This window comes from Neotabrizicola shimadae, assembly GCF_019623905.1.
Lineage (GTDB): Bacteria > Pseudomonadota > Alphaproteobacteria > Rhodobacterales > Rhodobacteraceae > Neotabrizicola > Neotabrizicola shimadae.
Genome location: NZ_CP069370.1, coordinates 3,714,154 through 3,739,326, shown reverse-complemented (window position 1 = coordinate 3,739,326; position 25,173 = coordinate 3,714,154). Strand labels below are relative to the sequence as shown.

At 66.9% G+C, this 25,173-nt stretch carries 24 protein-coding genes and 1 pseudogene; 12 read left to right on the top strand and 13 right to left on the bottom strand.

Annotated elements, in window-relative coordinates; translation table 11 throughout:
- Nucleotides 1–2: 2 nt before the first annotated feature.
- Nucleotides 3–934, top strand: a pseudogene (locus tag JO391_RS18120) (IS5 family transposase).
- Between the two features lie 83 nt (nt 935–1,017).
- Here JO391_RS18120 and JO391_RS18115 read toward each other — a convergent pair.
- On the bottom strand, nt 1,018–2,271 hold the full coding sequence (locus JO391_RS18115) for an ROK family transcriptional regulator (RefSeq protein ID WP_220661825.1): 1,254 nt from the start codon (nt 2,269–2,271) through the stop codon (nt 1,018–1,020).
- 195 nt (nt 2,272–2,466) lie between these two features.
- On the opposite strand from JO391_RS18115, the gene JO391_RS18110 reads away from it, so the two are divergent.
- Genes JO391_RS18110 through JO391_RS18095 form a run of 4 tightly spaced genes read left to right on the top strand, consistent with a single transcriptional unit; the run spans nt 2,467 to nt 6,842 of the window.
- Complete coding sequence (locus tag JO391_RS18110; RefSeq protein ID WP_220661824.1) at nt 2,467–3,423, top strand: sugar ABC transporter substrate-binding protein; 957 nt, start codon at nt 2,467–2,469, stop codon at nt 3,421–3,423.
- 4 nt (nt 3,424–3,427) lie between these two features.
- Nucleotides 3,428–4,942: a sugar ABC transporter ATP-binding protein gene (locus JO391_RS18105; RefSeq protein ID WP_220661823.1), complete on the top strand. Its 1,515-nt coding sequence runs from the start codon at nt 3,428–3,430 to the stop codon at nt 4,940–4,942.
- Nucleotides 4,939–5,922, top strand: coding sequence for an ABC transporter permease (locus tag JO391_RS18100; protein ID WP_220661822.1), 984 nt, complete (start codon nt 4,939–4,941; stop codon nt 5,920–5,922). The genes JO391_RS18105 and JO391_RS18100 overlap by 4 nt, the downstream gene beginning before the upstream one ends.
- A gap of 2 nt (nt 5,923–5,924) precedes the next feature.
- Nucleotides 5,925–6,842 (top strand): alpha/beta hydrolase, encoded by a 918-nt coding sequence (locus JO391_RS18095; protein ID WP_220661821.1) that lies wholly within the window; start codon nt 5,925–5,927, stop codon nt 6,840–6,842.
- 88 nt (nt 6,843–6,930) lie between these two features.
- On the opposite strand, the gene JO391_RS18090 is transcribed toward JO391_RS18095, so the two are convergent.
- The 5 genes from JO391_RS18090 to JO391_RS18070 form a co-directional block, all read right to left on the bottom strand.
- On the bottom strand, nt 6,931–8,235 hold the full coding sequence (locus tag JO391_RS18090) for a TRAP transporter large permease (RefSeq protein ID WP_220661820.1): 1,305 nt from the start codon (nt 8,233–8,235) through the stop codon (nt 6,931–6,933).
- On the bottom strand, nt 8,228–8,734 hold the full coding sequence (locus JO391_RS18085; RefSeq protein ID WP_259444749.1) for a TRAP transporter small permease: 507 nt from the start codon (nt 8,732–8,734) through the stop codon (nt 8,228–8,230). Before JO391_RS18085 ends, JO391_RS18090 begins: the two co-directional genes overlap by 8 nt.
- Nucleotides 8,735–9,706 (bottom strand): TRAP transporter substrate-binding protein, encoded by a 972-nt coding sequence (locus JO391_RS18080; RefSeq protein ID WP_220661819.1) that lies wholly within the window; start codon nt 9,704–9,706, stop codon nt 8,735–8,737. It lies immediately after the preceding gene.
- Nucleotides 9,707–9,819: 113 nt separating this feature from the next.
- A complete protein-coding gene (locus JO391_RS18075; protein ID WP_220661818.1) occupies nt 9,820–10,983 on the bottom strand; it encodes a LysR family transcriptional regulator in 1,164 nt (387 codons plus the stop codon).
- Nucleotides 10,980–11,849 carry an NAD(P)-dependent oxidoreductase gene (locus JO391_RS18070; protein ID WP_220661817.1) on the bottom strand — a complete coding sequence of 290 codons (870 nt, stop codon included), beginning with the start codon at nt 11,847–11,849 and terminating at the stop codon, nt 10,980–10,982. Before JO391_RS18070 ends, JO391_RS18075 begins: the two co-directional genes overlap by 4 nt.
- 151 nt (nt 11,850–12,000) lie before the next feature.
- Here JO391_RS18070 and JO391_RS18065 point away from each other — a divergent pair, with 151 nt between their 5' ends.
- From JO391_RS18065 to JO391_RS18045, 5 genes are all read left to right on the top strand, one after another.
- Complete coding sequence (locus JO391_RS18065) at nt 12,001–12,735, top strand: PIG-L deacetylase family protein (RefSeq protein WP_220661816.1); 735 nt, start codon at nt 12,001–12,003, stop codon at nt 12,733–12,735.
- Between the two features lie 97 nt (nt 12,736–12,832).
- On the top strand, nt 12,833–14,512 hold the full coding sequence (locus JO391_RS18060; protein ID WP_220661815.1) for a subtype B tannase: 1,680 nt from the start codon (nt 12,833–12,835) through the stop codon (nt 14,510–14,512).
- 59 nt (nt 14,513–14,571) lie between these two features.
- Nucleotides 14,572–15,543 (top strand): VOC family protein, encoded by a 972-nt coding sequence (locus JO391_RS18055; RefSeq protein WP_259444748.1) that lies wholly within the window; start codon nt 14,572–14,574, stop codon nt 15,541–15,543.
- Between the two features lie 2 nt (nt 15,544–15,545).
- Nucleotides 15,546–16,217 carry a 4-carboxy-4-hydroxy-2-oxoadipate aldolase/oxaloacetate decarboxylase gene (locus JO391_RS18050; RefSeq protein ID WP_220661814.1) on the top strand — a complete coding sequence of 224 codons (672 nt, stop codon included), beginning with the start codon at nt 15,546–15,548 and terminating at the stop codon, nt 16,215–16,217.
- Entirely contained in the window at nt 16,210–17,274 is a 1,065-nt protein-coding gene (locus JO391_RS18045; protein ID WP_220661813.1) for a 4-oxalomesaconate tautomerase, read from the top strand. Before JO391_RS18050 ends, JO391_RS18045 begins: the two co-directional genes overlap by 8 nt.
- Before the next feature lie 87 nt (nt 17,275–17,361).
- On the opposite strand, the gene JO391_RS18040 is transcribed toward JO391_RS18045, so the two are convergent.
- The 7 genes from JO391_RS18040 to JO391_RS18010 are packed head-to-tail and all read right to left on the bottom strand — an operon-like array spanning nt 17,362 to nt 23,441.
- The gene (locus JO391_RS18040) at nt 17,362–18,132 is read right to left on the bottom strand and encodes an HpcH/HpaI aldolase family protein (protein WP_220661812.1); all 771 of its coding nucleotides are present in this window, start codon (nt 18,130–18,132) and stop codon (nt 17,362–17,364) included.
- Entirely contained in the window at nt 18,129–18,914 is a 786-nt protein-coding gene (gene hpaH / locus JO391_RS18035; protein WP_220661811.1) for a 2-oxo-hept-4-ene-1,7-dioate hydratase, read from the bottom strand. The genes JO391_RS18040 and hpaH overlap by 4 nt, the downstream gene beginning before the upstream one ends.
- Nucleotides 18,915–18,923: 9 nt before the next feature.
- The gene (locus tag JO391_RS18030; protein ID WP_220661810.1) at nt 18,924–19,892 is read right to left on the bottom strand and encodes a branched-chain amino acid ABC transporter permease; all 969 of its coding nucleotides are present in this window, start codon (nt 19,890–19,892) and stop codon (nt 18,924–18,926) included.
- Entirely contained in the window at nt 19,889–20,755 is an 867-nt protein-coding gene (locus JO391_RS18025) for a branched-chain amino acid ABC transporter permease (protein WP_220661809.1), read from the bottom strand. Before JO391_RS18025 ends, JO391_RS18030 begins: the two co-directional genes overlap by 4 nt.
- Nucleotides 20,752–21,459: an ABC transporter ATP-binding protein gene (locus JO391_RS18020; protein WP_220661808.1), complete on the bottom strand. Its 708-nt coding sequence runs from the start codon at nt 21,457–21,459 to the stop codon at nt 20,752–20,754. Before JO391_RS18020 ends, JO391_RS18025 begins: the two co-directional genes overlap by 4 nt.
- A complete protein-coding gene (locus JO391_RS18015) occupies nt 21,452–22,180 on the bottom strand; it encodes an ABC transporter ATP-binding protein (protein WP_220661807.1) in 729 nt (242 codons plus the stop codon). The genes JO391_RS18020 and JO391_RS18015 overlap by 8 nt, the downstream gene beginning before the upstream one ends.
- 4 nt (nt 22,181–22,184) lie before the next feature.
- Nucleotides 22,185–23,441: an ABC transporter substrate-binding protein gene (locus JO391_RS18010; RefSeq protein WP_220661806.1), complete on the bottom strand. Its 1,257-nt coding sequence runs from the start codon at nt 23,439–23,441 to the stop codon at nt 22,185–22,187.
- A 227-nt stretch (nt 23,442–23,668) separates the two neighbouring features.
- On the opposite strand from JO391_RS18010, the gene JO391_RS18005 reads away from it, so the two are divergent.
- Both JO391_RS18005 and JO391_RS18000 read left to right on the top strand, forming a co-directional pair.
- Nucleotides 23,669–24,430, top strand: coding sequence for an IclR family transcriptional regulator (locus JO391_RS18005; RefSeq protein ID WP_220661805.1), 762 nt, complete (start codon nt 23,669–23,671; stop codon nt 24,428–24,430).
- A gap of 141 nt (nt 24,431–24,571) precedes the next feature.
- Nucleotides 24,572–25,006, top strand: a complete 435-nt coding sequence (locus JO391_RS18000) for a hypothetical protein (RefSeq protein ID WP_220661804.1) — start codon at nt 24,572–24,574, stop codon at nt 25,004–25,006.
- Nucleotides 25,007–25,173: the final 167 nt, after the last annotated feature.

Here is a 25,173-nt window from a genome sequence, read left to right as displayed (position 1 = left end):
GCATGAGTAGACCGAAGCCCCCTACCTATCGCACCACGAACTGGCATGACTACAATGCTGCGCTGGCGAGGCGCGGGTCGTTGACGATCTGGTTCGATCCTCCGACAGAATGGATAGCCGCGCCGACCGGCAAGCGCGGCCATCGGCCGGTGTTTACTGACGCCGCGATCCAGACGTGCCTGACGTTGAACGCGCTCTCCGGCTTGCCGCTCCGGCAGACGACCGGGATGGTGGCGAGCCTGCACGATCTCGCGGGGCTGGACTGGCCAGTGCCGAGTTTCAGCCCCTTTGCCGTCGCCAGAAAACGCTGACGGTCCACATCCCCTACCGGCCCAGCACTGGCGCGCTGCGTCTGTTGATCGACAGCACGGGTGTGACGGCCGAAAGCGATGGCGAGTGGGCAGCCAGGAAACTTGGGCCGTCCGAGCCACGGGGCTGGCGCAAGGGTCACCTCGGCATCGATGCCGCGACGCCGGAAATCCGGGCCATCGAGATCACCGGCAGCCGGGTCGGCAATGCGCCCATGCTGCCCAACCTGCTGGACCAGATCCCGGGCGATCAGCCCATCGGCTTCGTCACAGCAGATGGCGCCTATGACACCCGCGCCTGCCACGGAGCGATCGCGGAACGCGGAGCAGCCGCCGTCAATCCCCCTCGCAAGAACGGCAAGCCCTGGAAGGAACAGGCGGCAAGAGCGACCGCGCGCAACGAGGCGCTCCGCAGTTGCCGCCGCCTTGGCCGAGCCATCTAGAAGCGCTGGACCGGCTACCACCGACGGAGTTTGGCCGAAGCCAAGATGCGCTGCCTCAAGCTCCTGGGTGAACGCGTCACTGCTCGGGACTTCGACTGCCAAGTGGCCGAGCGTCCGATCAGGGCAGCCATCCTCAAGCGCTTCACTTCCCTCGGGACGCCGCTCACGCAGCGCATGGGATAGGTCTGTCCAGGGAAAGGGATGGTGCGGCCGTCACGGGATCTGCGAAACAACGCCCGCTCGACCGGCAACTTCCCGATCGCGTATCAAGGGGCCTGTCTTGCAAGGGGCACGGGAACCGAGGCTCCGTCATCTCGGATACCGTTCCGAAGCGGGACGCCGTCGCCTCCGGCGTTACCGGCCATCGTGACAAGTCCTGCGGCGCCAAGAGCCGGTTCATCAACCGCCAGGCCTGCGCTCAGCACCCTTGCAGCACGGCCGACCGTGACCGACCCCGCTCCCGCAAGGCGGTCGTGAAGCCGCTGGTTCAGCGCCTGCACAAAGGCATCACCCAACAGCGTGACATTGCCCGACAACAGGAAGCGATCCGGATCCATGGCCAGGGCCACCTGCACCACCAGGTCGCCTGCAAGCCGGCCCATCTGTGCCGCTACTTCCAGGATCGCCGGATCCCCCGCATTTGCGAGCGCGAGGACGGTGTCCAGATCCGCCGGTCCGCCCGCTGCGGCAACCCGCTCCAGCAAGGACCGCACCGACAGGTATTGCTCGTAGCATCCCCGGCCACCGCAAGCGCAGGGCGGCCCGTTGGGGTCGTGGCACAGATGGCCGAACTCGCCCGCTCGCCCGCTACGGCCACGATGCAGCGTCCCGTTCAGAACGATCGCCCCGCCGACGCCCAGATCAAATTTCAGGAACGCGAAAGATCCGCCGGCCGCTCCGTCGCCCCACAGCACCTCTGCCAGGGCCGAGCAGTTTGACTCATTGTCCAGATACACCGGCAGGCCAAACCGCGCCTCCAGCCCGTCCACGATGGCGCAGCCCTCCCACGCCGGGGCAAGGGACGATGGCCCCAGAACCCGACTGCCCGGTACGACCGGCGCGCCCACGGCGATGCCGATGCCGTCCAGAGCCGTACGGTCGGCCCCGGCTTCCTTGAGGATCGCCTCGATCGCCGCCGCTGCCAGGGCAACACCTTCTTCCGGCTCACTTGGCCGCGCCGGAATCACCAGATGCGCCCGAACCTGCTTGGCCGCATCCGCCAGAACCCCGGTGATCGCCTCTGGCCCGATGGCCAGCCCGATCGACAGCCCGCTGTCGGGCCTGAGCCGGATCGCCCGCCCGGCCCGCCCGGCCTGTGCTGTGCGAAAATCGGCGCCGGTTTCCTCGATCAGCCCGCCTTGGCGCAGCGCCGCCACGGCACGAGACACAGTGGCCTTGCCCAGACCCGAAATGCGCGCCAGTTCCGCCATGCTGGTCTCGCCGCGCTCACGCAGAAGTTGCAGCACACGCCTCTCGCTGCGGGCAAGCGGGGCGGCTGGATCGAGGTCTGATTGTTCCATATGGGCCGAATCCAGAATTGACGACTCGCGATCGCCATCATACGTTCCATTTGGATCGAATGGCGAGTTCGATTCACCGGAGGATGGCCGCTTCTCTCGCTGTAGAAAAGCCCGGGACGCGCGGCCGCAGACCTGACCACGATGACATGACCCGCGGAGCCGCTGCGCTTTCCGCGTCAGGGAGGATTTGACTTGTTGCGACGCACCATCCTGTCGGCGCTTGGCGCCCTGGCCCTTGCCACCGCGCTGGTTCCGGCCACTGCCTCGGCGCAATCGGTGGATATCGGCTTTGCCGTGCCCGACACCACCAATCCCTTCCTCGGCTGGCTTACCTCCGAGGTGCAGAAACAGGCCGAAGCCGCCGGCATGCGGCTTGAAATCGCCGATGCCGGCGCAAGCCCGGTCAAGCAGATGGAGCAGATCGAGAACTTCATCGCCATGGGCGTGAAGGTCATCGACATCATGCCGGTCGACCCGAACAACGTGCAGGACGTCATCGCCCGCGCCCAGGCGCAGGGCATCAAGGTGTTGGTCCAGGGCACCGACACCGGCGTCTATGACGTGATGATGAACATCGACCAGTACAACGCCGGCGAACAGGCCGCCGAGATGGCGATCGACTGGCTGACCACCACCTTCCCGGAGGGCGGGGCCAAGGTCGCGATCATCCCGGCCACCGACACGGTGGATGCCAAGAACCGTTCGCAGGGCATGATCGACACCATGACCAAGTGGGGCAAGGCCGAGATCGTCACGTCGCCCACCGAGGCACGTTCCACCGCCCAGGGCACTTCGGTGATGGAAACGCTCCTGCTGCAGAACCCCGATCTGGATGCCGTGCTCACCTACAATGCCGACACCGCCATGGGCGTGAACGAATATGTCATGGGACAGGCGCAGGTCGATCACGCCAAGTTCGGCGTCTTCACCGGCGACTGGTCGCCGCCCGTGCAGGAAACCATCAACGCCTCGGCCAACAACGAGTCGGTGTTCCGTGGCACCATCCGCATCGTCGGCCCCATGCTCGACGGCCAGCAGGTTGATCTGCCGATTGCGACCTTTACCATCATGAAGGCGCTCAGCGAAGGGCAGACCCCCTATGGCAAATGGGTGAAGGACACCATCGCCAAGGCCGGCCCGGAAGCGAACTGATCCGATGGACATCCAGGGAACGGGCGCTGCCGCGCCCCTTCTTTCCCTGACCGGCATAACGAAGACCTGGCCGGGCGTTGTCGCGCTGGACGACGTCTCGGTCAGCTTCGCCGCCGGCGAGGTTCATGCCGTCATCGGCGAGAACGGTGCAGGGAAATCGACACTCATCAAGACCATCGCCGGCGCCATCGCGCCCGACACCGGACGCATCGCCATCGCCGGCCAGGGCCACGACTCACTGACGCCCGCATTGTCCCGCGCATTGGGAATCGAGGTCATCTACCAGGAATTCAACCTCGTCCCCACGCTCTCGGTGGCCGAGAACATCTGGCTGGGCCAGCCCCGCGGCTGGCGCGCCGACCGCGCTGCCCAGGAACGCGAGGCGGCGGTTCTTCTGTCCGACCTGGGCGTGGCGATCCCGCCGGCAACACTGGTGCGTGACCTTCCGTCCAGCCAGCAGCAACTGGTGGAAATCGCCAAGGCCATCGCCAAGAGGCCGCGCATCCTGATCATGGATGAACCGACTGCCCCCCTGTCGATGGCCGAGGTCGAAAGCCTGTTCGCGATCATCCGCAAGGCGCGAGCGACGGGCACCTGCATCCTCTACGTCTCGCATCGGATGGACGAGATCTTCGCGATCTGCGACCGCATCACCGTCTTGCGCGACGGCCGCTTCGTGAAGACCCTCGCCACCGCCGACACCGACCGTGACGAACTGGTCCGCCTGATGGTCGGCCGCGAAGTGACAAGATCCTACCCCGACCGACCTGCACCGCGCCCCGAGATCGCACTGGAACTGAAGGGCTTGGCCGGCAACGGGAATGCACCCATCTCATTCGCGCTGCACCGGGGCGAGGTGCTAGGGGTCGCGGGGCTCGTCGGAGCCGGGCGCACCGAACTCGCCAAGGTCATCTGCGGCGCTGTTCCCGCCGATGGTGGCACGATGATGATGAACGGCGCTGCCGTCCGCTTCCGCTCGCCGGGCGATGCGCTGAAGGCCGGGCTGGGCCTTGTGCCGGAAAATCGCAAGGAGGAGGGCGTCTTCCTCGAAAAGCCGATCCGATGGAACATCGCCATCGCGGCGCTGCGCCGCCTGTCGCGCCTTGGCCTTGTGAACCGCCGGTCCGAGGATGACCTTGCCGCCCGTTTCCGGGACCGGCTGCGCATCAAGGCGCCCTCGCTGGACCAGCGCGTGAAGAACCTCTCGGGCGGCAACCAGCAGAAGGTGGTCATCGCCAAGACACTGGCCGCGGAGGCCGGGGTCATCATCTTCGACGAACCCACCCGTGGCATCGACGTCGGCGCCCGCGCCGAGGTCTATGGGCTAATGGCCGAACTGGCCGCCGAGGGCCTCGCCATCCTGATGATCTCGTCCGACATGGAGGAATTGCTGGGCATGTCCGACCGCATCCTCGTCCTTCACCAGGGCCGCGCCGCCGGCCTGATCCCCCGGGCCGGGGCCACGCCCGAGCGTGTGCTCTCCCTCGCCTCGGGCCTTGCCGAAAGCGCCGCCGCATGACCACCGCTCCCGCATCCACCTTCGCCGCGACCCTGATCCCCCGCCTGCGGCTCTTCGTGATCCCTCTCGTTCTCGTGGGCCTGATCGCGCTGTTTTCGGCGCTGTCGCCGGTCTTCCTGACACCGCAAAACCTGACCAACATCCTGATGCAGAACGCCTACGTGGTGATTGCCGCGGTCGGCCTGTCCTTCGTAATGATCTCTGGCGGGATCGACCTGTCGATCGGCTACCAAATGTCGGTGGTGGGCGTCGTGACCGCGGTGTTCATGAAATGGCTGAACGTTCCGGTCGCGCCCTCCATCGCCCTGGGCATCGCCTGCGGCGTGGCGATGGGCCTGACCAACGGCCTTCTTTCCATCACGCTGAAGGTCCATTCGCTGATCGTCACGCTTGGCACGCTGACGGTCTATCAGGGGCTCAGCTACATCATTTCGAACCAGCAGGCGATCATCAACCTGCCGCCCTCGTTCAAGTTCATTGGCCAGGGCTATCTTGGCCCGGTGCCGGTGGCGGTGATCCTGATGCTGGCCTGCGTGGCGCTAGCTGCCTTCATCCTGAATGTCACGTCCTTCGGCCGCATGATCTATGCCATCGGCGGCAACGAGGATGCGGCCTTCCTGACCGGCATCCCGGTGATCAAGGTCAAGATCGCCGTCTATTCGCTTTGCGGCCTGTTCTCTGCCATCGCCGCCGTGGTGCTTTTTGCCCGCTCCGGTTCGGCCGCCTCGTCTACCGGGCCGGGCACCGAGTTCACTGCCATCACCGCCGCCGTCCTGGGCGGCATCAGCTTCAAGGGCGGCGAGGGGAAGATGCTTGGCCTTGTCGCCGGCGTGCTGATCCTCGGCGTGCTGTCGAACGGCATGCAACTGGTCGGCCTGAACAACTATGCGCAGTACATCGTCAAGGGGCTGGTGCTGCTGGCCGCCGTCGGTTTCGACACCTGGCAGAACACTCCCCGCACCAAAAGGAAAGCCGCCTGATCATGGCCGATCCCAATTCCCCCGATGGCCCGAACGGCATCTATGTCCTGCCCTTCGCCGACACCTCGCATGTCGCCCGCCGGAATCTCGACCTGGCCTATGCCTCGGCCAGTGCGTTCCAGAAGCTGGACCTCTATCTTCCCGATGGCCCGGCCCCGGCTTCGGGCTGGCCGCTCATTGTCTATGTCCATGGCGGCGCTTGGATGATGTGCGACAAGGCCGACGTCCAGCTGAACGCGCCGCTGTCGATGCTTGCCCAGGGCTTCGCCGTCGCCTCGGTGAACTATCGGCTGTCGTCGGAGGCGCGCTTTCCCGCGCAGATCCATGACGTGAAGGCCGCGATCCGCTGGCTGCGCGCCCATGCCGGACGCCATGACCTCGACCCGGCGCGCTTTGCCGCCTGGGGCTGCTCGGCCGGGGGGCACCTTGTCTCGCTTGCGGGCATGACCAACGATGTGCCGGTCATGGAAGACCCGGCAATGGGTCATGCCGAGACCTCCAGCGCCGTGCAGGCGGTGGTCAGCTTCTTCGGTCCCACGAAGCTTGACCAGATGGACCAGTTCCTGATCCAGACCGGGGCAGGCGAGGCGGACCACCTTGACCCGCAAAGCCCCGAATCCCGCTTGCTTGGCGGCGTTCCCACCACGGTTCCGGGCCAGGTCATCGCGGCCAATCCTGAAACCTGGGTCACCCCGGCCTGCCCACCGTTCCTTCTTCTGCACGCGCCGATGGACCCGATCGTGCCGGTCCAGCATTCGGTGATGCTGTCGCAGCGCATCACCGCCATCGCGGGCGAGGGGCGCGCCCGGCTGCGCCTTGTCGAAGGCGCGGGCCACGCCACGCCGCAGTTCGACCAGCCCGACCTCCTGGCCGAGGTGGCCGGCTTCCTCGGGGCTGTGCTCAAGGCCCCGGCGGCCTGAGGGCGTCCGAGCTCGGACGGTCATGTGACATTAGGAAAATCAATGACTTGCCAGATCGCTTTAACGATCTGGCAAGAATTGTCCGAGGTCAGCCGAACATCGTGTCCGGGATCAGGAGCGCGATCTGCGGGAAGGCGATGATCAGCCCAAGCGTCACGATCATGGCCATCAGGAAGGGCATGACCCCGCGGAAGATCACGGACATCGGCACATCGGGCGCGACGCCCTTGACGACGAAGACGTTGAGACCGACTGGCGGGGTGATCATCCCCATCTCGACCACGATCACCGCCACCACGCCGAACCAGATCGGATCGAAACCGTTGGCCAGGATGACCGGAAAGACGATCGGTATCGTCACCACCAGCATCGACAGCCCGTCAAGGAACATCCCCAGCACGACATAGGCAAGGAGGATGACGAGGAGCGATCCGTAGGGGCCAAGGCCAAGGCCCGCCAACCCCTCGCCCAGGGCGGTGGGGATCTGCGTGACAGCGAGGAACGGGTTCAGCACGTTCGCCCCGATGACGACCATGTAGAGCATGGCCGAGGTCTTGACCGTGTCGAACAGCGCGGCCCGGAAGGCGGAGGCGGTCAGCGCGCGCCGCGCGAGGGCCAGCAGGATCACCAGCGCCGCACCCACGCCCGAAGCCTCGACCGGGGTGAAGACGCCGACATAGATGCCGCCGATCGACAGCACAATCACCGCCACAAGCGGCGCGGCGCCCAGCATCAGGCTGAAGCGTTCGCGCCAGGTGACTGCCGGGCCACGCGGGCCGGCCGCCGGATCGAATACCGAGACAAGCCAGACGGTGACGATGAAAAGCGCCATCATCAGGAGGCCGGGCAGGATGCCGGCCATGAACAGCCGGCCGATGGATTCCTCGGTCAACACGGCATAGATCACGAAACCGGTCGAGGGCGGGATCAGGAAGCCGAGCGTGCCGCCAGCTGCGATGGCGCCGGTGGCAAGACCCTGGCCGTAGCCGAGGCGCTTCATTTCCGGCAGGGCGACCTTGCCGATGGTCACGGCGCAGGCCACCGACGAGCCCGAAACCGCCGAGAACAGCGCGCAACCCAGAACCGAGGCCGAGGCGAGCCCGCCGCGGAAGCGACCGACCCAGGCAAAGGCGGCATCGTAGAGCCCGCGCGAGAAGCCCGCGGCTGAGGAGACGTTACCCAGAAGCACGAACATCGGCACGACGATCAGGGAATAGCTTGAAACCGCGGCATAGCTTTCGGTCAGCAGCACGCCTCCGGCGGCCTTGAAGCCTTCGAGGATCCAGAGCCCGAAGAAGCCCGAAATCAGCATCGAGAAGGCCACCGGCGTGCGGAAGGCCATAAGGAGGAACATGGCGGCGATGCCGCACAGCCCGACCAGGACATCAGACATGGTTCGGCCCCTCTTTCAGGATCAGGGCAAGCTGACCCAGCAGCACCAGCACGCAGAGCGCCATCCCGGCCGCAATCATGGCGTAGAAGGGCCAGATCGGCAGGGACAGCATGTTGGTGGCATCGCCGTATTTCAGCGCGTCCAGTGACTTGAGCGCAGAGCGCCAGACCAGCACCGCCAGCACGAAGGCCGAAAGCGCCCGCGACAGCACATCGCCAAGGAAGCGCCCCCAACGGCCGATGAAGGGGTCCAGCACATCGACCCGAACATGCGCGCCCTCGGCTGTACACCAGGGCAGGGCCAGCATGGCGACGGCCACGGCGGTGAGTTGCACGATTTCGTTCACGCCCAGGATCGGCAGGGCGAAGAGGTAGCGCATCACCACCCCCGCGGCGATCAGCGCGACCATGAACAGAAGGCTCAACCCGGCCGCCGCGGCGAGGATGAGATTGGCCCGGTCGAAGAGTTTCGACCGGGCCTGAGGGCCGCCAGCGGCCACTTACTTCGCCTTCAGTGCATCGACGATGGCCTGGGCATTGCCGCCCGTCTCGGCCACGACCTGGGTCGTCACGCCCGCGGTGAGGTCGTTGAAGGCAGCCGCTTCCTCGGGAGAGAGGCTGATCACTTCCTTGCCGGGCATCGCGGCGAAAGCCTCGATCCCCTTGGCGGCCTCGGTCAGCTGCACCTGGTTGCCAAGCACGGAGGCTTCCTTGCCGGCCTCCAGGACGGCGGCCTGCTGTTCGGGGGTCAGCGCGTCGAAGGCATCGCGGTTCATCAGGATGAAGAAGGGCGATATGGTGGTGTTCATGCCCACGGTCAGGTAGTTCGCCACTTCGCCCAGCTTGAAGGCCTTGGTGGCGGTGCCGTCGATCATGGCACCGTCGATCACGCCGGTCTGCAGCGCGTTGTAGATTTCCGACACGGGCATCGAGACGGGCGAGCCGCCCCAGGCCTCGACTTCCAGGCCCGCATTGCGCGAGGGGACGCGGATCTTCATGCCCTTGATGTCGGCGGGCGTGCGCACCGCCTTGTCCCGGGTGTAAAGCAGGTTCGACGCGCTGGACCACAGCGCCACCAGTTTGACCCGTTCGTATTCGGGCTGGAACAGGTCGATGTTCTTCCAGATCGCCGCCGTGCCGTCTTCTTCGGTCAGCACGCCCGGCAGTTCGGTCAGCAGGGTCAGCGGGAAATTGGCGGCCGTGTAACCCGGCAAGCCGATTGCGAATTCGGCAACACCGTCCACGACGCGCGAATACTGGTCAGCCGGGCCGGCGCCCAGTTCACCCCCGTTGTAGAGCTTGACCGTGACTGTGCCGCCGGTCGCCTCGGCCACCTTGGCGGCGAAGGGCTCCAGCGTGCCGGCAACGTAAGGATGGGTCGGTGCCATGAAGTTGGCGAGCTTCAACTCGTCGGCCTGCGCGGCAAGCGCGGCCATGCCGAGGCCGAAGGCCGCGGCGAAAAGCGGTTTCATATCAAGTCCTCCCATTGGGTGGCCTGACATCCCCCGCCAGGCCCGGTGATCGCTTGTCGCGCCGAAGGTCAGAAATTCCCATTCGGAAGGCCGGGGTCGCGCATAAGTTCCTGCTATAGGGCGGGCGGCGCGGCGGCAGTGAGGGCCGACAGGAAATCGGCCTGGGCACGGGTCGGCAGCCAACCGCGCCGCGTGGTCAGGCCGATGGGGCGCGGCTTGCCGGGCAGGTCGACGGCCAGGCGGACCACGGCGCCAAGTCGGATCTCGGCCTGGACCTGAAGCTCGGAGATGCAGCCGACGTGATCAGAAACCACCAGCAGTTCGCGCATCAGGATCATCGAGCCGGTCTCGACCAGGCTGGGGGGGTGATATGGCCCGATCAGGCGGTCGAAGGTGGCGCGGGTCGGCGTGCCTTCGGTCGAGACGACAAAGGGGTAGCGGGCGGCAGCTTCAAGAGTGGCTGATCCTTCACCGAGCGGATGGCCGGGGCGTGCGACAAGGGCGAGACGGTCGTCGAAGAGGCGGGTCTGTTCCACGTCGCCGATCGGCGGGGGGTCGCGCAATGCGCCGATCAGCAGATCCACCTCGCCGCGGCGCAGGCCAGCCATCAGGTCGTCATAGGGTCCGTCCAACGCCTTGACTGGCAGCGTGGGGCGCATCTTGCGGAACTGGGCCAGCGCGCGGGGCAGAAGGTACGAGCGCGACAGCGGCATGGCGCCGATCACGATGCGCCCGACCTCGCGGCCCGCCAGTTCGGCAAGGTCGGCCTCGGCCTGGTCCAGCTCGGCAAAGGCCAGGCGGGCGGCCTGGGCCAGCACCTGGGCGGGGCGGGTGGCCACCATGCCGTAGGACGTGCGTTCGAACAGCGGTCGGGCGGCTTCCTGTTCCAGCTGCGTCACAGCGCGGTGGACGGTCGGCTGCGCGAGGCCCATGCGGCGGGCGGCCAGTGTGAAGTTCTCGGCCTCGCGCACGGCGATCAGCGCCTGAAGCTGCGCGGCAGTGGCCGTCAGTCGCAGGCGGGGGGCAAGCTCGGTCAGCGCCGGGTCGAGAAGCAAGAGCGCGCGGCGCACGCGGTTGGCCAGCGTCTCGCCCGCGGGGGTGGGAAAAAGCCCCTGGGGGCGGCGCAAGAACAGCGCCTGACCGGCGAGGCGTTCCAGCTTTCCGATGGCCTGGGTGACGGAGGGCTGCGAGACAAGGTTGGCCTCTGACGCGCGGGTGATCGAACCGGTGTCGAAGACCGACAGGAAGACGCGGAGATGGCGCAGATTCGTCTTCATTCGAGCCGATCAAGGATGCGGTCGGCACGGGAGGCCAGATCTGCGGGGCCGGGGTCGAGGCCCAAGGCGCCGATCCGGTCCTGCCACAGGACGGTGGCGCTTGCCATGTCATGCGGCAGGCCCAGTTCGCGCAAAGTGGCGGCGACCTCGCGCATCTCGGCGGCGCGGCGCTGGCCGTGCATCATCATGCGGTCGAGATTGTAGGCGGTGCGGGCGGGCCAGTCCCAGCCGGGATCGGAGGCCTGGAGCGAGGCCAGCACCTCGCCTTCGACTCCGGCACGGCGGGCGGCCAGCAGGGATTCGGCGGTCAGTGCCTCGAACCCCTTGATCATCACCGACCGCAGCATCTTGATCGACGAGGCGGCGCCGACGCCGCCCTCGACCACCCGCAGCGTCATGTCGAACGGCGCTAGCAGGTCCAGCGCCGCTTCGGCATGGGGACCGGAAAGAAGCGCGGGCGAGCGGTGCAGGCGCGGATGGACGGGGGACATGATTGCCATGTCCACATAGCGCCCGCCTGCGGCGTCGATCACCGCGGCGGCGGCGCGCTTGGCGCCGGGCGAGCAGGAATTGCCGTCCAGCCACAGCGCCCCGGGCGGCAGGTCCGGCGCGGCTGCGCGAGCCGCCGCAATGGCCTGGTCGGCGGTGACGAGGCAAAGAACGACCTGCGCCTGGGCCGTCGCCGCTGCCGACGAGGCATGAAGAGGAACACAAAGGTCTGCGGCGGCCCTGGTCAACGCGGCGCGGGGGCGGATGTCGAAGGCCGCGACGCGCCCGGCAACCGCTGGTCCCCAGCCGGTGGCAAAGGCCTGCCCGGCCTCGCCGAAGCCGATCAGCGCGATGTGCGGTCCTGGCGATACCTGCATGACTTTCTCCCTCCGCTGCGGGACCAGTGTCGCGCGGCGCGCGACGCAGAGCCAGTGCCTATAGCCTGGCCTTATGGGGAGGCGTTCGCTTTCGAATTGGCGAAACCTCTCGCGGCGGGCAGAACCCGGACACGGAATAAGGGGAGACGAGATGTCCGCGAAACGAACCGCGCTGGTGATCAGCGCTCATGCTGCCGATTTCGTCTGGCGCTGCGGCGGGGCCATCGCCCTGCATCAGGAGCAAGGAGTCGACGTGACCGTCGTCTGCCTGTCCTTCGGCGAAAGGGGCGAGAGCGCGAAGCTTTGGAAGCAGCCTGGCATGACGCTGGAGCGGGTGAAGGCTGCGCGCCGGGCCGAGGCCGAAAAGGCCGCGGCAGCGCTTGGTGTGCATGACCTGATCACCTTCGACATGGGCGACTACCCGCTGGAATTCACCCGCGCCTGGAAGGACCGCCTGGTGGACGTGATGCGCGCCGTCCAGCCCGATTTCATGCTGAGCCACAGCAGCTTTGATCCCTACAACACCGATCACATGCTGACGACTCAGGTGGTGCTGGAGTGCCGGTCGACCGCGCAGGCCTGGGGCCACAATCCCGGCCAGAAGGTCCTGGGCGCGCCGCAGCTCTACCTGTTCGAGCCGCACCAAACCGAGCAGATGGGCTGGAAGCCCGACACCTTCCTGGACATCACCCCGGTCTGGGAAAAGAAATGGGCGGCGATCCAGTGCATGGAGGGGCAAGAGCATCTCTGGCACTTCTACAGGAACGTTGCTGAAAACCGCGCGAACCATTTCACCCGCAACTCGGGCGGTCAGTCCGGCGGGCGGGCCTGCAAGTATGCCGAAGGCTTCCAGTCGATCTTCCCGCGCACCGTGGACAGTCTTTGAGCGACGGAAAGCGTCGCAGTTATCGTACAGGATGCGCAACGGAGGAAGCGATGCCGCATCGCACCAAGTTGATGTCATCAAGGAAAAGGATTGCCCCGTGCTTAGAAAGAACCTGTCGCGCCGCGTCTCGCTGATCGGCACCGTTGTAACCTCTATCGGGCTGGTGGCCGGGATGGCATCTGCGCAAGAGACGCCGCTGACGCTTGATCCGGCGGCCTTCACGACCGTCAATGTCACCGTAGACGGCAAGCCGCTGGCCCTGCGCCGCTATGAGGTGGTCTATGTCGGCAAACCCGTCGCCATGGCCGCTGAACAGCCGGCCCGCCGCATGGGCCCGGGCGGCAGCCCTTCGGGCGCGGAAACCCAGACCCTGACCGACCTGCTCGCCTATCAGAAGCTGGCGATCTTCGTACCGGAAACCGCGACCGACAGCTCTGCCATCATTCTGAACGTGAACAACGGGGGCTGGTTTGCCAGCGAACTGAAGCCCGGCATCCAGGATGGCGGGGCCTATGTCTCGAACAGCGACACCGACAAGGCCGGGGCAGCCTTGGCGGCAGGCTATGTCTATGTCGATGTCGGCAGCCGCGGTCGCGGCATCGTTGCGGCAGATGCCAGCTATCCGGGCAAGGCCCCGGCAGCGGTTGTCGATACCAAGGCAGCGATCCGCTATCTGCGCCTGAACGATGCCGCCCTGCCGGGTTCGGCCGAGCGGATCGTCATCACCGGCACCTCGGGTGGCGGTGGCCTGTCCTCGGTTGTGGCGGCCAGCGGCAACAGCCCCGACTACTATCCTTTCCTGGCCGAAATCGGCGCTGCGGGAATCAACGCCGATGGGACCAGCAGCCTGAACGACGACGTCTTCGCCGTGATCGCCTATTGCCCGATCACGGACTTGAGCCATGCCGACATGGCCTATGAATGGCTCTATCAAGGTATTCGTTCCGCCGACAACACCGCAGGCGGGTGGAGCGCGCAGGCCCAGGCCGCTTCTGCCGAACTGGCCGCCGCCTATCCGGCCTATCTGGCCGGCCTTGGCCTGAATCTGGCTGACGGCACGCCGCTGACTACCGAAACGATGAAGGACGCGATTGCCGACGAAGTCCGGCGCGAGGTGGAGCGCCGCATCGCCAGCGGCGCCCCGATCCCGGCCTTGGGTGAGGACTTCACCTATACCATGCACAAAGGTCCGGAAACGATCGAGGCCACAGCCAAGAACACGTGGCTTGCCGTGGAAAACGGCGAGATCAAGAGCCTCGATCTGGATGCCTATCTTGCCTTCGTGACCCAGACCGCCGCCCTGAAGACCGTGCCCGCCTTCGACCGCACGGCCAACACCGGCAATCAGGGTATCGACGGCGAAAACTCGCTCTTCGGCGCGGCGACCCTGCCCTATTCCAACTTCTCGGCCTTTGGCTGGGATCACAACGAAGTCGCGGGCGATGGTTCGGGCAAGGATGACACCGGTCAGGACTGGGCCACCTACACCGCGGCCCCCGACAATGCGCTGGCCATCCAGACGCGTCTGATCAACCCGATGAACTACCTTGGCACCGATGCCAAGGCCGCCCCCTACTGGTATGTCCGCCACGGCATGATCGACCGCGACACGTCCTTCGCGGTGGAGCTTTCGCTGGCCAACGCCGCACGCATGGATGCCGATGTCCAATCGGTAGATTTCCGCCTGCCTTGGATGACCACGCATTCGGGGGATTATGACGTGACCGAGGCCTATGGCTGGCTGGCCGGCGTGCTGGCCACGGCGGGCAAACCCTGAGACGGAAGACGGCTGCGCCGGGGCTCTGCCCCGGCCGGCCCGAACGGGAGGAGAGAACCGTGCAAGGCCCGACCAACCCATCCTTCGACATCGCCCATCTGGGCCATGTCGAGATGCTGACCGACCGCTTCGACGAAAGCCTGGATTTCTTCACCCGTGTCTACGGGCTGACGCTGTCGGGACAGGACGAGACCAGCGCCTGGCTGCGCGCCTGGGATGACTACGAGTTCCACACGCTGAAGCTGACACGCAGCGACCGGACCGGCATCGGCCATGTCGCCTATCGCGCCGCGTCGCCCGAGGCGCTGGCGCGCCGGGTCTCGGCAATCGAGGCATCAGGTTATCTGGTCCATGGCTGGACCGAGGGTGACATGGGCCACGGCCCGGCCTTCCGCTTCGAGGACCCGTTCGGCCATGTCTTCGAGATCTACTGGGAAACCCGCTGGTACGAACCGCAGCAAGATGCCGAGCGGGCGGCGCTGAAGAACACCGCCTCGGCCTTCACCGGGGCGGCGCCGCGGCGGATCGACCACCTGAACCTTCTGTCTGAAGACGTGACCGAGTTCCGCCGGTTCATGGAGACCTGCCTGGGCAGCCGCGTGACCGAGATGATCCAGTTGGACAACGGGCGACTGGGCGGCTGCTGGTTCACGGTGAACAACAAGACCTATGACCTGGCCTGCACCGAGGAACATGGCGGCGGAAGCGGCCGGCTGCACCATGTGACCTATGCCACGGACCAGCGCGAGGACATCCTGCGCGCTGCCGACATCTTCCTGCAGAACGGCGTCCATATCGAGACCGGGCCGCACAAGCACGCGGTTCAGGGCACCTTCTTCCTCTATGTCTGGGAACCCGCCGGCAACCGGGTGGAGCTGGCCAATTCCGGCGCCCGGCTGATTCTGGCGCCGGACTGGCAGCCGGTGGTCTGGACCCAGACCGAGCGCATGAAGGGTCAGGCCTGGGGCCTGAAGACCATCGAGACATTCCACACACACGGCACGCCCCCCGTGCCGAAGAAGGAGCACTGAGCATGGGCGTCGTCGTCCGGAACATCCAGCGCGCCGAGGCGGCCGTGATCGACGGGCTGGCCGCGGCTGGCGTCGCCACGGTGCATGAGGCACAGGGCCGCAAGGGGTGTCTTGCCAGCCACATGCGCCCGATCTGGGGGGGCGCGCAGATCGCCGGCTCTGCCGTGACGATCAGCGCTCCGCCCGGCGACAACTGGATGCTGCATGTGGCGATCGAGCAGTTGCAGCCCGGCGACGTGCTGGTGCTGGCGCCGACCTCGCCCTGTGACAACGGCTATTTCGGCGACCTGCTGGCGACCAGCGCGATGGCGCGGGGCTGCCGGGGGCTGGTGATCGACGCCGGTGTGCGCGACGTGCGCGACCTGACGGCGATGGGCTTTCCGGTCTGGTCCAAGGCGATCAGTGCGCAGGGCACGGTGAAAGAGACCCTCGGCAGCGTGAACGTGCCCGTCGTTTGTGCCGGGCAGCTCATCGAGCCGGGCGACGTGGTGGTGGCCGATGACGACGGCGTGGTCGTCGTGCGCCGAGCCGAGGCTGAGGCGGTGCTGGCCGCGGCTGAGAAGCGGCTGGCGGCGGAAGAGGCCAAGCGCCGGCGGCTGGCATCGGGGGAACTGGGGCTGGACATCTATGGCATGCGGCCGGCACTGGAGGCGAAGGGGCTGAAATATGTCTGACCCGGCCGCGGACGGCATCCCCTGCCTGTGGATGCGGGGGGGCACCTCGAAGGGGGCGTATTTCCTGAAAGACGACCTGCCCGCCGATCCGGCGGCGCGGGATGGCTTGCTGCTGGCGATCATGGGCTCGCCCGATCCGCGGCAGATCGACGGGATCGGCGGGGCGGACCCGCTGTGCTCGAAGGTGGCGGTGCTGTCGGGCTCGTCGCGGGCGGGTGCGGATGTGGACTACCTGTTCCTGCAGGTCTTCGTGGACCAGCCGCTGGTGAGCGATGCCCAGGGCTGCGGCAACATCCTGGCGGCTGTGGGTCCGGCGGCGATCGAGCGGGGGCTGGTGGCGGCGCGGGACGGCGAGACCGAGGTGCGCATCCACATGGTCAATACCGGCGAGGTGGCGGTGGCGCGGGTCGCGACGCCGGGGGGGCGGGTCAGCTATCGCGGCGGAGCGGCCATCGACGGCGTGCCGGGCACGGCGGCGCCGGTCGCGCTGATGTTCCAGGGTCTGGCCGGGTCGATGTGCGGGGCAATGCTGCCCACGGGGCGGGCGGTCGACGTGATCGACGGGGTGGCCTGCACACTGATCGACATGGGGATGCCCTGCGTGGTGATGGCGGCGGCCGATTTCGGGCTGACGGGGGCCGAGGGGCGCGAGGAAATCGAGGCGATGGCAGCGGTCTGCGCGCGGGTCGAAGCGATCCGGCTGCAGGCGGGGCCGATGATGAACCTGGGCGAGGTGGCCGAGAAGTCGGTGCCCAAGATGGTGCTGGTTTCGGCCCCGGCGGAGGGCGGCGCGGTCCGGACCCGCAGCTTCATACCCCGCCGGGTCCATGCCTCGGTCGGAGTCTTTGCAGCGGTGTCGGTGGCCTCGGCCTGCCTGTTGCCTGGCAGCCCGGCGGCGGAGGTGGCGGTGGTGCCAGAGGACGGACGGTTCCGGGTAGAGCATCCGACCGGGGCGGCCGAGGTCTATCTGGAGGTTCGGGACGGGCAGGTGGCGGGGGCCGGGACGATCCGCACCGCCCGCAAGCTGATGGACGGGCGGGTCTTTCCGCGGGGCTGAGGCGTCCGAGCTCGGACGCCTTGCCGGATACAATGATTTCAATGGGTTGAGCGCGCGGATTAACCGCGCGTTCACACTTGTCCCCGCTCAGGGCTTCGGCGGGCGCGCGGTCTTGAGCACGGCCTCGCTGCTGCGGGCGAGGATGCCGGCATCGACGCCCAGGGCGAGGAAGTTCACCCCGGCCTCGACCGCCATGCCCTGAAGCACGGTATCGCCGGTCAGAAGGCCCGCGGGCTTGCGCGCGGCCTTGATGCGGCGGATGGCGTCGGCCACCGTGGCGCGCAGCGCCGGGTCCTGCTGGTTGGCGCCGTAGCCGAGGCTGGCGGCAAGGTCGGCGGGTCCGATGAACAGCGCGTCCACCCCCGGCACCGCGGCGATGGCTTCGAGATTATCCAGCGCCTCGCGCGTTTCGATCTGCAGGATCAGGCAGATCTCGTCCGAGGCGCGGTCGAAATAGCCCGGCATCCGCCCGAAATGGGTGGCGCGCGTCAGGGCCGAGACGCCGCGGATGCCGTGGGGCGGGTAGCGGGTGGCGCGCACGGCGGCTTCGGCCTCGGCCGGGGTGTTGACATAGGGCACCAGCAGGCTTTGCGCGCCAAGGTCGAGGAACCGCTTGATCAGCACCGTGTCATTGGCGGCCGGGCGGACCACCGCCGAAACCGACGGGTAACCCGCGATCACCTGCAATTGCGGCAGCACGGTCAGAGGGTCGCCGGGGCTGTGCTCGGTGTCGAGCAAGAGCCAGTCATATCCGGAGCCGGCCACGACCTCGGTTGCGAAGGGCGAGGAGAGCGTGCACCAGAGTCCGAAGACACGCTCGTCGCGCAGGAGCGCGGCCTTGAAGAGATTCGGGATCATGCGAAGCTGACTCCGATGCCGCCGAGCGGGCCGTAATCGGCCTGCACCACATCGCCGGAGGCGATGTCCACGGGCCGGGTGAAGCTGCCGCCGAGAACGATGTCGCCCTTCTTCAGCCCGTCGCCAAGCGGCGCGAGCTTGTTTACCAGCCAGGCCACCCCGGCGGCGGGATGGCCCATGATGCCAGCGGAGACGCCGGTTTCCTCGATCACGCCGTTCTTGGACAGGGTGGCGGGGATCCAGCGCAGGTCCATGTCGAAGGGGCGGAAGATGCGCCCGCCCAGCACGATGGCGCCGAACGCAGCGTTGTCGGCGATGGTGTCGACGATGGCGCGGGGCACCTCTGTCCGGTAGTCGATGATTTCCAGCGCGGGCGTCACGAATTCGGTGGCGCGCAGCACATCGTGCATCTGGCAGCCGGCGCCCGAAAGGTCCTGGCCCATGACGAAGGCAAGCTCGACCTCGAGCCGGGGCTTGATGAAGCGGCCGGCGGGGATGCGCGCGCCGTCCTTGAACATCGCATCGTCCAGCATGATGCCGTAGTCGGGTTCGGTCATCTTGCTGGCCTGCTGCATGGCGCGCGAGGTCAGGCCGATCTTGCGGCCGATGACGCGGGCGCCTTCGGCAAGCCGCATCTGAATCCAGCGGTGCTGGACGGCATAGCTGTCTTCCAGCGTCATCTCGGGCCAGGTCTTCGAGAGTTGCGGGATCACCTTGCCCTGCTTGTCGGCAGTGTGAAGCGCGCGGGCGGCGGTGTCGAGATCGGCATCGGAGAGGGGCATGGTCGGCCTTCAGGGGTTGTGCTTGTCGGGAAGGAGGGAAAGCCCGCGCGGACCCAGCCAGCCCCAGAGCCCGCGCGGAGCCAGAAGCATCGTGGCGACGCCGACCGAGCCGAGCAGGATCAGATAGACCGGCCCGTAATCGGCCAGCGTTTCGCGCAGGAGGAGGAAGACGAGGGTGCCGAGGATCGGGCCTTCCAGCGTGCCGACCCCGCCTATCACCGCGATGAACAGGATGAAGGCGGTCCAGTCCTGCACCGAGAAGGCGGCATCGGGCGAGATGCGCAGCTTTTGCATGAGCACCGTGGCGCCGATGGCGGCGGTCATGCCGGCGGTGCCGCAATAGACCGCAAGGCGCAGCGGCGTAAGGCGGATGCCCAGGCTTTCGGCGGCCAGTTCGCTGTCGCGCATGGCGCGCAGCGCGAGGCCCCAACGGGAGCGCATAAGCAGAAGTGCGCCGACGAGAGTGGCGGCGAAGACGGCGAAGACCGTCCAGTAGATCAGATCGGCGCGCAGGCCGCGGTCGGCCGAGATGGATTTCAGCACCGATCCGGGCAGGCTGGTGCCCGAACCGCCGCCAAGCGCGGGGATCTGCATCACGACGAGGCGCAGTATTTCGGCAACGGCCCAGGTGGCTATGGCGAAATAGTGGCCGCGCAGGCGAAATACCAGAAGCGCGATGGGCAGCGAAATGATCGCCCCGACCACGGCCGCCAGCGGCACCGACAGAAGCGGCGGCATGGCGGTATGCAGGCTGAAGGCCAGCATGGCATAGGCGCCGATGCCGACAAAGGCCTGCTGGCCGACCGAAACCCGGCCCGCATAGCCCGCGAGCAGGTTCCAAAGGATCGCCAAGGCGCAGAGCACGAGCCCTTCGGACAGGATGCGGGTGAGGTTGTTGCCGGCCCAGATGGGCGCAGCGGCCAGGGCGATCAGCGCAGCGACGAGAAGGGCGCGCAGGGTAAGGTTGAGACCGGTCATCCGCGCGCCCCCCGCGAAAAGAGCCCGTTGGGACGCACCAGCAGGACGGCGAGGAACACGACATGCCCGCCCAGCAGTTGCCATTGCGGATCGATCCGGGCGGCAAGGGCCTGAGCAAGACCAAGGATCATGCCACCGATCAGAGCGCCCTCGAACCGGCCGAGGCCCCCGATCACCACCACCTCGAAGGCCAGGATCAGGTAGCCCGAGCCGGCCTGGGGCGAGAAGCCCGAACGCATGGCGAGGAACAGCCCCGCCAGCGCGGCGAAACCGAAGGCGAGCGCGATGGCCAGCGCATAGATGTGGCGGTTGTCGATGCCCATGCCGCCTGCAATTTCGGGATCGTTCGACACAGCGCGCAGGATGCGGCCGATGCGGGTGCGGTCGAAGACCTGTTGCAGCCCGACAAGGCCGATCACTGCCAGCGCGAAGGTGATCAGCGGCAGGACGCCGACCTGGAGGCCGGGGGCGAGGGTCAGCGACGCCTCGCCAATTGGACCGGGCGAGAGCTTGCGGCTGTCGGCCGTCCAGATGAGCAGCAGGACGTTCTGCACCACCATGGACAGGCCGAAGGTGACGAGGAGCGAGGGCAGCGGGTCGGCACCGAGGGTGCGGTTCAGCATCAGGCGTTGCAGGCCGTAGCCGGCGGCGGCCATGACCAGGATGGCGGTCAACATGGCAGGCATCAGGCCGAAGGCATGGCCCATCAGCGCGAAGGCGACATAGGCCGCGGTGACCATGACATCGCCATGCGCCATGTTGACCAGCCGCATGACACCAAAGGCGAGGGCGAGGCCGACGGCGGCCAGCGCGTAAACGCCGCCGACGAGAAGGCCCTGGATGAGCGTGTCGAGCCAGATCATGCGGCGGCTCCGAAATAGGCGGTTGTGATGGCGTGGCGGTCGGCGGTGGCGGAGGCGCCCTCAAGAACGACGGTGCCTTCACGCAGGGTGACGAAGCGGTCCGAGGCTTTCAGCGCGCGTCCGATGTCCTGCTCGACGATCAGCGCGCCGAGGCCGGTGGACAGGATGGCCGGAAGGGCGGCGTAGAGCTCTTCGATGACCTTGGGGGCGAGGCCGAGCGAGACCTCGTCCAGCATGAGGATCTGGGGGTTGGACATCAGCGCGCGGCCGATGGCGACCATCTGCTGCTGGCCTCCGGACAGCTGGCCGGGGCGGTGGGACAGGCGTTCGGTGAGGGCCGGGAAGACCTGAAGCACACGGTCCAGCGTCCAGTCGCCCGCGCGGCGGGTTTCGGCGCCGATCTTGAGGTTCTCGGTCACGGTGAGGTCGGGGAAGAGGCGACGGCCCTCGGGGACGAGCACCACGCCCTTGCGGGCGATGGCGTGGGGCGCAAGGCCGGCGACGATTTCGCCGTTCAGGCGGATGTCCTGGCCGCGGGCGCGCTGGTAGCCGGCGATGGACCGCAGGAGCGTGCTTTTCCCGGCGCCGTTGGCGCCGATCAGGCTGACGACCTCGCCGTGGTGCACGGTCAGGCTGACGCCGGAGAGCGCGCGCATGGCGCCGTAATGGGCCGTGAGGCTGGTGACGGAGAGGCCCTCAATCATCGGAGAGCCCCGTGTACAGGCGGCGCACGAGGTCGGAGGCCATGACGGTGTGCGGGTCGCCGTCCATCACGACGCGGCCCTGGTCCAGCACGACGAGGCGGGTGACGACGGCAAGAAGGGCGTGGACGACATGTTCGATCCAGACGACGGTGACGCCGTGGTCGCGGTTGATGCTGCGGATGAGGGCGATCAGCGCGGTACATTCCTGGTCGGTCAGGCCGCCGGCGATCTCGTCCAGCAGAAGGAGGTCGGGGTTGGTGGCCAGCGCCCGGGAAAGCTCCATCCGCTTGCGGTCGAGAAGCGGCAAGGCGCCGGCGAGGCGGGAAGCGCGGTCGGCGAGTTCGGTGGCTTCCAGCACGTCCCGCGTGCGGGCGCGGGCGGCGCGGGCGGTGAGGCCGGCGCCGAAGATCGCGGCGGTGAGGACGTTTTCGTAGACGGTCATTCCGGCGAAGGGCTGCGGCACCTGGAAGCTGCGGGCGATGCCGGCGCGGCAGCGGCTGGCGGCGGACAGAGCGGTGATGTCCTGTCCGCGCCAGATCACCCGGCCGGACGAGGGAGCGACGGTGCCGGTGATCAGGTTGAAGAGCGTGGTCTTGCCGGCCCCGTTGGGACCGACGATGCCCAGGGCCTCGCCGCGGGGGATGCCGAGGGTGACGTTGTCCGTCACCTTCAGCGCCCCGTAGCTGCGCGACAGGCCTACAAGTTCGACGAGACCCTGCATCGGTTCAGAGCAGTTGGAGTTCCGCGTTCACCGGAATCTCGGGCGCGGTCGCGTTGAAGATCACCGACTGGTCATGCGGGAAGGCGGTGCCCTTGATCCACTGACCGCCGACGAGCGGGGTTTCCGAGATGTTCGGCACCGGGCCGGCGGAGAAGTTCACCGGACCCGCGATCGTGGCAAGGTTGGTGGCCTTGATCGCGTCGCGGATCGCCTCGGGCTCCAGCGCGGCGGAACGCCTTAGGGCGTCGATCGCCACTTCCATCAGCGCATGCTTGAAGCCGAGAGGCGGGGTCCATTGCGTGCCGGTCGCGGCTTCGAAGGCGGCGCAGAGATCGGCAGCCGACTGGCCGGTCAGCGACGAGGTGAAGGGGTGGAAGGGCGACCACCAGAGTTCGGTCGTAAGCCCCGTGCCGCGGTCGCCGAGCGCGTCGATGGTCTGCGGGAAGAGCAGCGCCTTGGCGACGGTGGCGATCTTCGGCTGGAAGCCCTGCTGTGCCGCCTGGGTCCAGAAGGTCGAGAAATCCGGCGGGATCATCAGGCCGGTGAGGATTTCCACCCCGGCTTCCTTGAACTGCGCGATCTGCGCCGAGAAGTCGGTCGAGCCGGGTGCGAAGAGACCGGCATCAACGAGGGTGAACTTGCCGTCTTTGGTGACTGCCTCGGTCACGCCGCCCTGGATCGCGACGCCATCGGGGTCGTTCGACCACAGCGCGCCGATCTTGCGGTTGGTGTCCTTGAGGTTCCAGATGCCGACATAGACATCAGAGATCTGCCCGAGACCCCAGAAGAAATGGTAGGTCCAGTCGAAGCCCGTCTCGGGCTCGCCCCGCCGGCCAAAGAAATGCGCCTGCCAAGGGGTGTCGGTGGTGATGCAGGGCACACCCGCGGCTTCTGCCTGGTCGGCAGTGGGGTTGGTCGTGTCGGCGGTGCCGGCGGCGATGATCAGGTCCACCTCGTCGCCGTCGATCAGCTCTGCCGCGACCTCGGCCGCCCGACTGGGATTGGACTGGCTGTCCTTGACGATGACCTCGATCGGGTGGGTTTCGCCTGCGATCTGCACACCGGCGGCGAGGATGTCCTTCAGCTGGTCCAGCACGAAGGAATCGGCTGCGGCAAAGGGTGCGAGCGGGCCCGAGGCAGGCGTCACGAGACCGATGCGGATCGCGCGGCCTGCCGCGAAGGCGGGGCGCGGCAGATGGACGGAAACCGCGGCAAGGCCGGTCGCGGCGGCGGTGGTGAGCAGACGGCGTCTGGTGAGCATGAAACCTCCCTGTGGCATGGCCGGGGCCGCGGACCCTTCCGGCGGCTCCTCCGTGCCGGGGGGTCTGGTTGCGGGCTGGCAGTGTGTATCGACTAGTGATACACTATACCAAAAATGAAGCTGTATTCGATCTGTGTCAATAGATTTCGGAACAGCCGCCCAAGCCCGTCGTTGCACGTTCGCTGTCAGGGCGTTAGCACCGATGCAGCAAAGCCAGGGAGCCGACGGTGACGGAACAGAGGGGCAAGGTGGGCGAGAGCCAGTCGATCAGCCGCGCCGTGGCGGTCTTGCGATTCGTGGCGGATCACCCCGGCGCCAGCCTGGGCGAGATTGCCAAGGCCACGGGGATGCCGAGGTCAACGGTGCAGCGGCTGGTCGGTTCGCTGAACGGCGAGGGGCTGGTGACGCGCAGTTTCGGGCAGCAGGGTGTCTACCTGGGCATGGAACTGGCGCGCCTGGGGGCGAAGGTGGCGCTGGATGCCCGTGTGCTTTTCCGCCCGGCGATGGAGGAACTGCATGCCCGCATCGGCGAGAACATCGACCTGACGGTGCTGGAGCAGGGGCGGGTCGTAGTAATCGAGCAATTCGCCTCGAACGAGGATATCCAGGTGATTTCCTATGTGGGGCGGCAACATCCGGTGCATTGCACGGCCAACGGCAAGGCACATCTGGGCCAGTTGAGCCGGATCGAGGCGATGGAGCTTCTGGGCAACGACCTGCCGGCCTACACCAAGCACACCATCACCGATCCAAAGGCGCTGATGGCCCAGGTCGAGGCGTTTCGCCAGATCGGCCTGTATGTCGACCGAGAGGAATTTGGCGTGGATATATGCGCCATGGCGACGACCTTGCCCGACGTGGGCGACCGGAAGCTGGCGATTTCGCTGGCGATGCCAGCAAGCCGGTTCCAGCGCCGCGAGGAAGAGGTGAAGGCCGCACTTCTGGATTTCCGGCGCACGATCCAGGGATCGTTTGGCGACTCGATCTGATCTTTGATGCTGAGCCTGGCATGGCCCGCCGAAAGGGGGCTTGACAGGATGTGGCCGACTCGATCATTTTCAATACACTGTATCGTTATTTGATACAGCGCGTTCTGAGGAGGAGCGCGTCGTTTCCCAGGGAGGACCCAAATGTTTCTGGCAGCAAAGATCCTGCTGACACTTGCGACGCTGGGATACAGCGCCATACCCTTCAAGTTCGATTCAAACGAGACGCACTGGTACAATCCGTCCTGGACGCCTCATGGCCGGTTTCACTGCGTCTGGCAGGTGATGTCCTACGTCTACATCGGCGTGGTCTCGCTGGTGCTGATCTGGACGGCGGACAGCGCCGACTGGCACCTGTGGCTGCCCACGATCCTGGCGGCCTGCATCTATGGCGGGTTCTGGACCGCGGTCTGGGCGCGGGGCAAGTTCAACCTGGACATTGGCATCGTGGACCGCGTGAACCCGGTTCCGGCCTTTGCCATTCCCGGCGTCGGCCGCCTGGATGCCAACATCACCCTGTTTTCAAGCGCGGGCCTGTTCCTTGTCGCGGGGGCTGCGGCGCTGGCTGCGGCGGCCTGAGTCAAAGCGTCTCCCGAGGCCCGGACATGGGGCCCTTTCGTCGCCGGCGACACATCGCCGGCGGCGATTTTCTTTTTCCGGTGCCGCCTTCACACCGGACCCCGAACCACGCGACCGTGCTTCCGCAATATGAACAAAGCCGGCCTTGGCTATCGCATCGCCGACGC

What these genes read in the sequence shown, in the direction of transcription:
- JO391_RS18070 (WP_220661817.1), bottom strand. Translation starts at nt 11,849, where the DNA reads ATGCAGGTATCGCCAGGACCGCACATCGCGCTGATCGGCTTCGGCGAG.
- hpaH (WP_220661811.1), bottom strand. Translation starts at nt 18,914, where the DNA reads ATGCCCCTCTCCGATGCCGATCTCGACACCGCCGCCCGCGCGCTTCAC.
- JO391_RS18025 (WP_220661809.1), bottom strand. Translation starts at nt 20,755, where the DNA reads ATGATCTGGCTCGACACGCTCATCCAGGGCCTTCTCGTCGGCGGCGTT.
- JO391_RS18010 (WP_220661806.1), bottom strand. Translation starts at nt 23,441, where the DNA reads ATGCTCACCAGACGCCGTCTGCTCACCACCGCCGCCGCGACCGGCCTT.
- JO391_RS18100 (WP_220661822.1), top strand. Translation starts at nt 4,939, where the DNA reads ATGACCACCGCTCCCGCATCCACCTTCGCCGCGACCCTGATCCCCCGC.
- JO391_RS18030 (WP_220661810.1), bottom strand. Translation starts at nt 19,892, where the DNA reads ATGACCGGTCTCAACCTTACCCTGCGCGCCCTTCTCGTCGCTGCGCTG.
- JO391_RS18040 (WP_220661812.1), bottom strand. Translation starts at nt 18,132, where the DNA reads ATGATCCCGAATCTCTTCAAGGCCGCGCTCCTGCGCGACGAGCGTGTC.
- JO391_RS18080 (WP_220661819.1), bottom strand. Translation starts at nt 9,706, where the DNA reads ATGAAACCGCTTTTCGCCGCGGCCTTCGGCCTCGGCATGGCCGCGCTT.
- JO391_RS18115 (WP_220661825.1), bottom strand. Translation starts at nt 2,271, where the DNA reads ATGGAACAATCAGACCTCGATCCAGCCGCCCCGCTTGCCCGCAGCGAG.
- JO391_RS18105 (WP_220661823.1), top strand. Translation starts at nt 3,428, where the DNA reads ATGGACATCCAGGGAACGGGCGCTGCCGCGCCCCTTCTTTCCCTGACC.
- JO391_RS18095 (WP_220661821.1), top strand. Translation starts at nt 5,925, where the DNA reads ATGGCCGATCCCAATTCCCCCGATGGCCCGAACGGCATCTATGTCCTG.
- JO391_RS18045 (WP_220661813.1), top strand. Translation starts at nt 16,210, where the DNA reads ATGTCTGACCCGGCCGCGGACGGCATCCCCTGCCTGTGGATGCGGGGG.
- JO391_RS18065 (WP_220661816.1), top strand. Translation starts at nt 12,001, where the DNA reads ATGTCCGCGAAACGAACCGCGCTGGTGATCAGCGCTCATGCTGCCGAT.
- JO391_RS18090 (WP_220661820.1), bottom strand. Translation starts at nt 8,235, where the DNA reads ATGTCTGATGTCCTGGTCGGGCTGTGCGGCATCGCCGCCATGTTCCTC.
- JO391_RS18020 (WP_220661808.1), bottom strand. Translation starts at nt 21,459, where the DNA reads ATGATTGAGGGCCTCTCCGTCACCAGCCTCACGGCCCATTACGGCGCC.
- JO391_RS18000 (WP_220661804.1), top strand. Translation starts at nt 24,572, where the DNA reads ATGTTTCTGGCAGCAAAGATCCTGCTGACACTTGCGACGCTGGGATAC.
- JO391_RS18050 (WP_220661814.1), top strand. Translation starts at nt 15,546, where the DNA reads ATGGGCGTCGTCGTCCGGAACATCCAGCGCGCCGAGGCGGCCGTGATC.
- JO391_RS18015 (WP_220661807.1), bottom strand. Translation starts at nt 22,180, where the DNA reads ATGCAGGGTCTCGTCGAACTTGTAGGCCTGTCGCGCAGCTACGGGGCG.
- JO391_RS18075 (WP_220661818.1), bottom strand. Translation starts at nt 10,983, where the DNA reads ATGAAGACGAATCTGCGCCATCTCCGCGTCTTCCTGTCGGTCTTCGAC.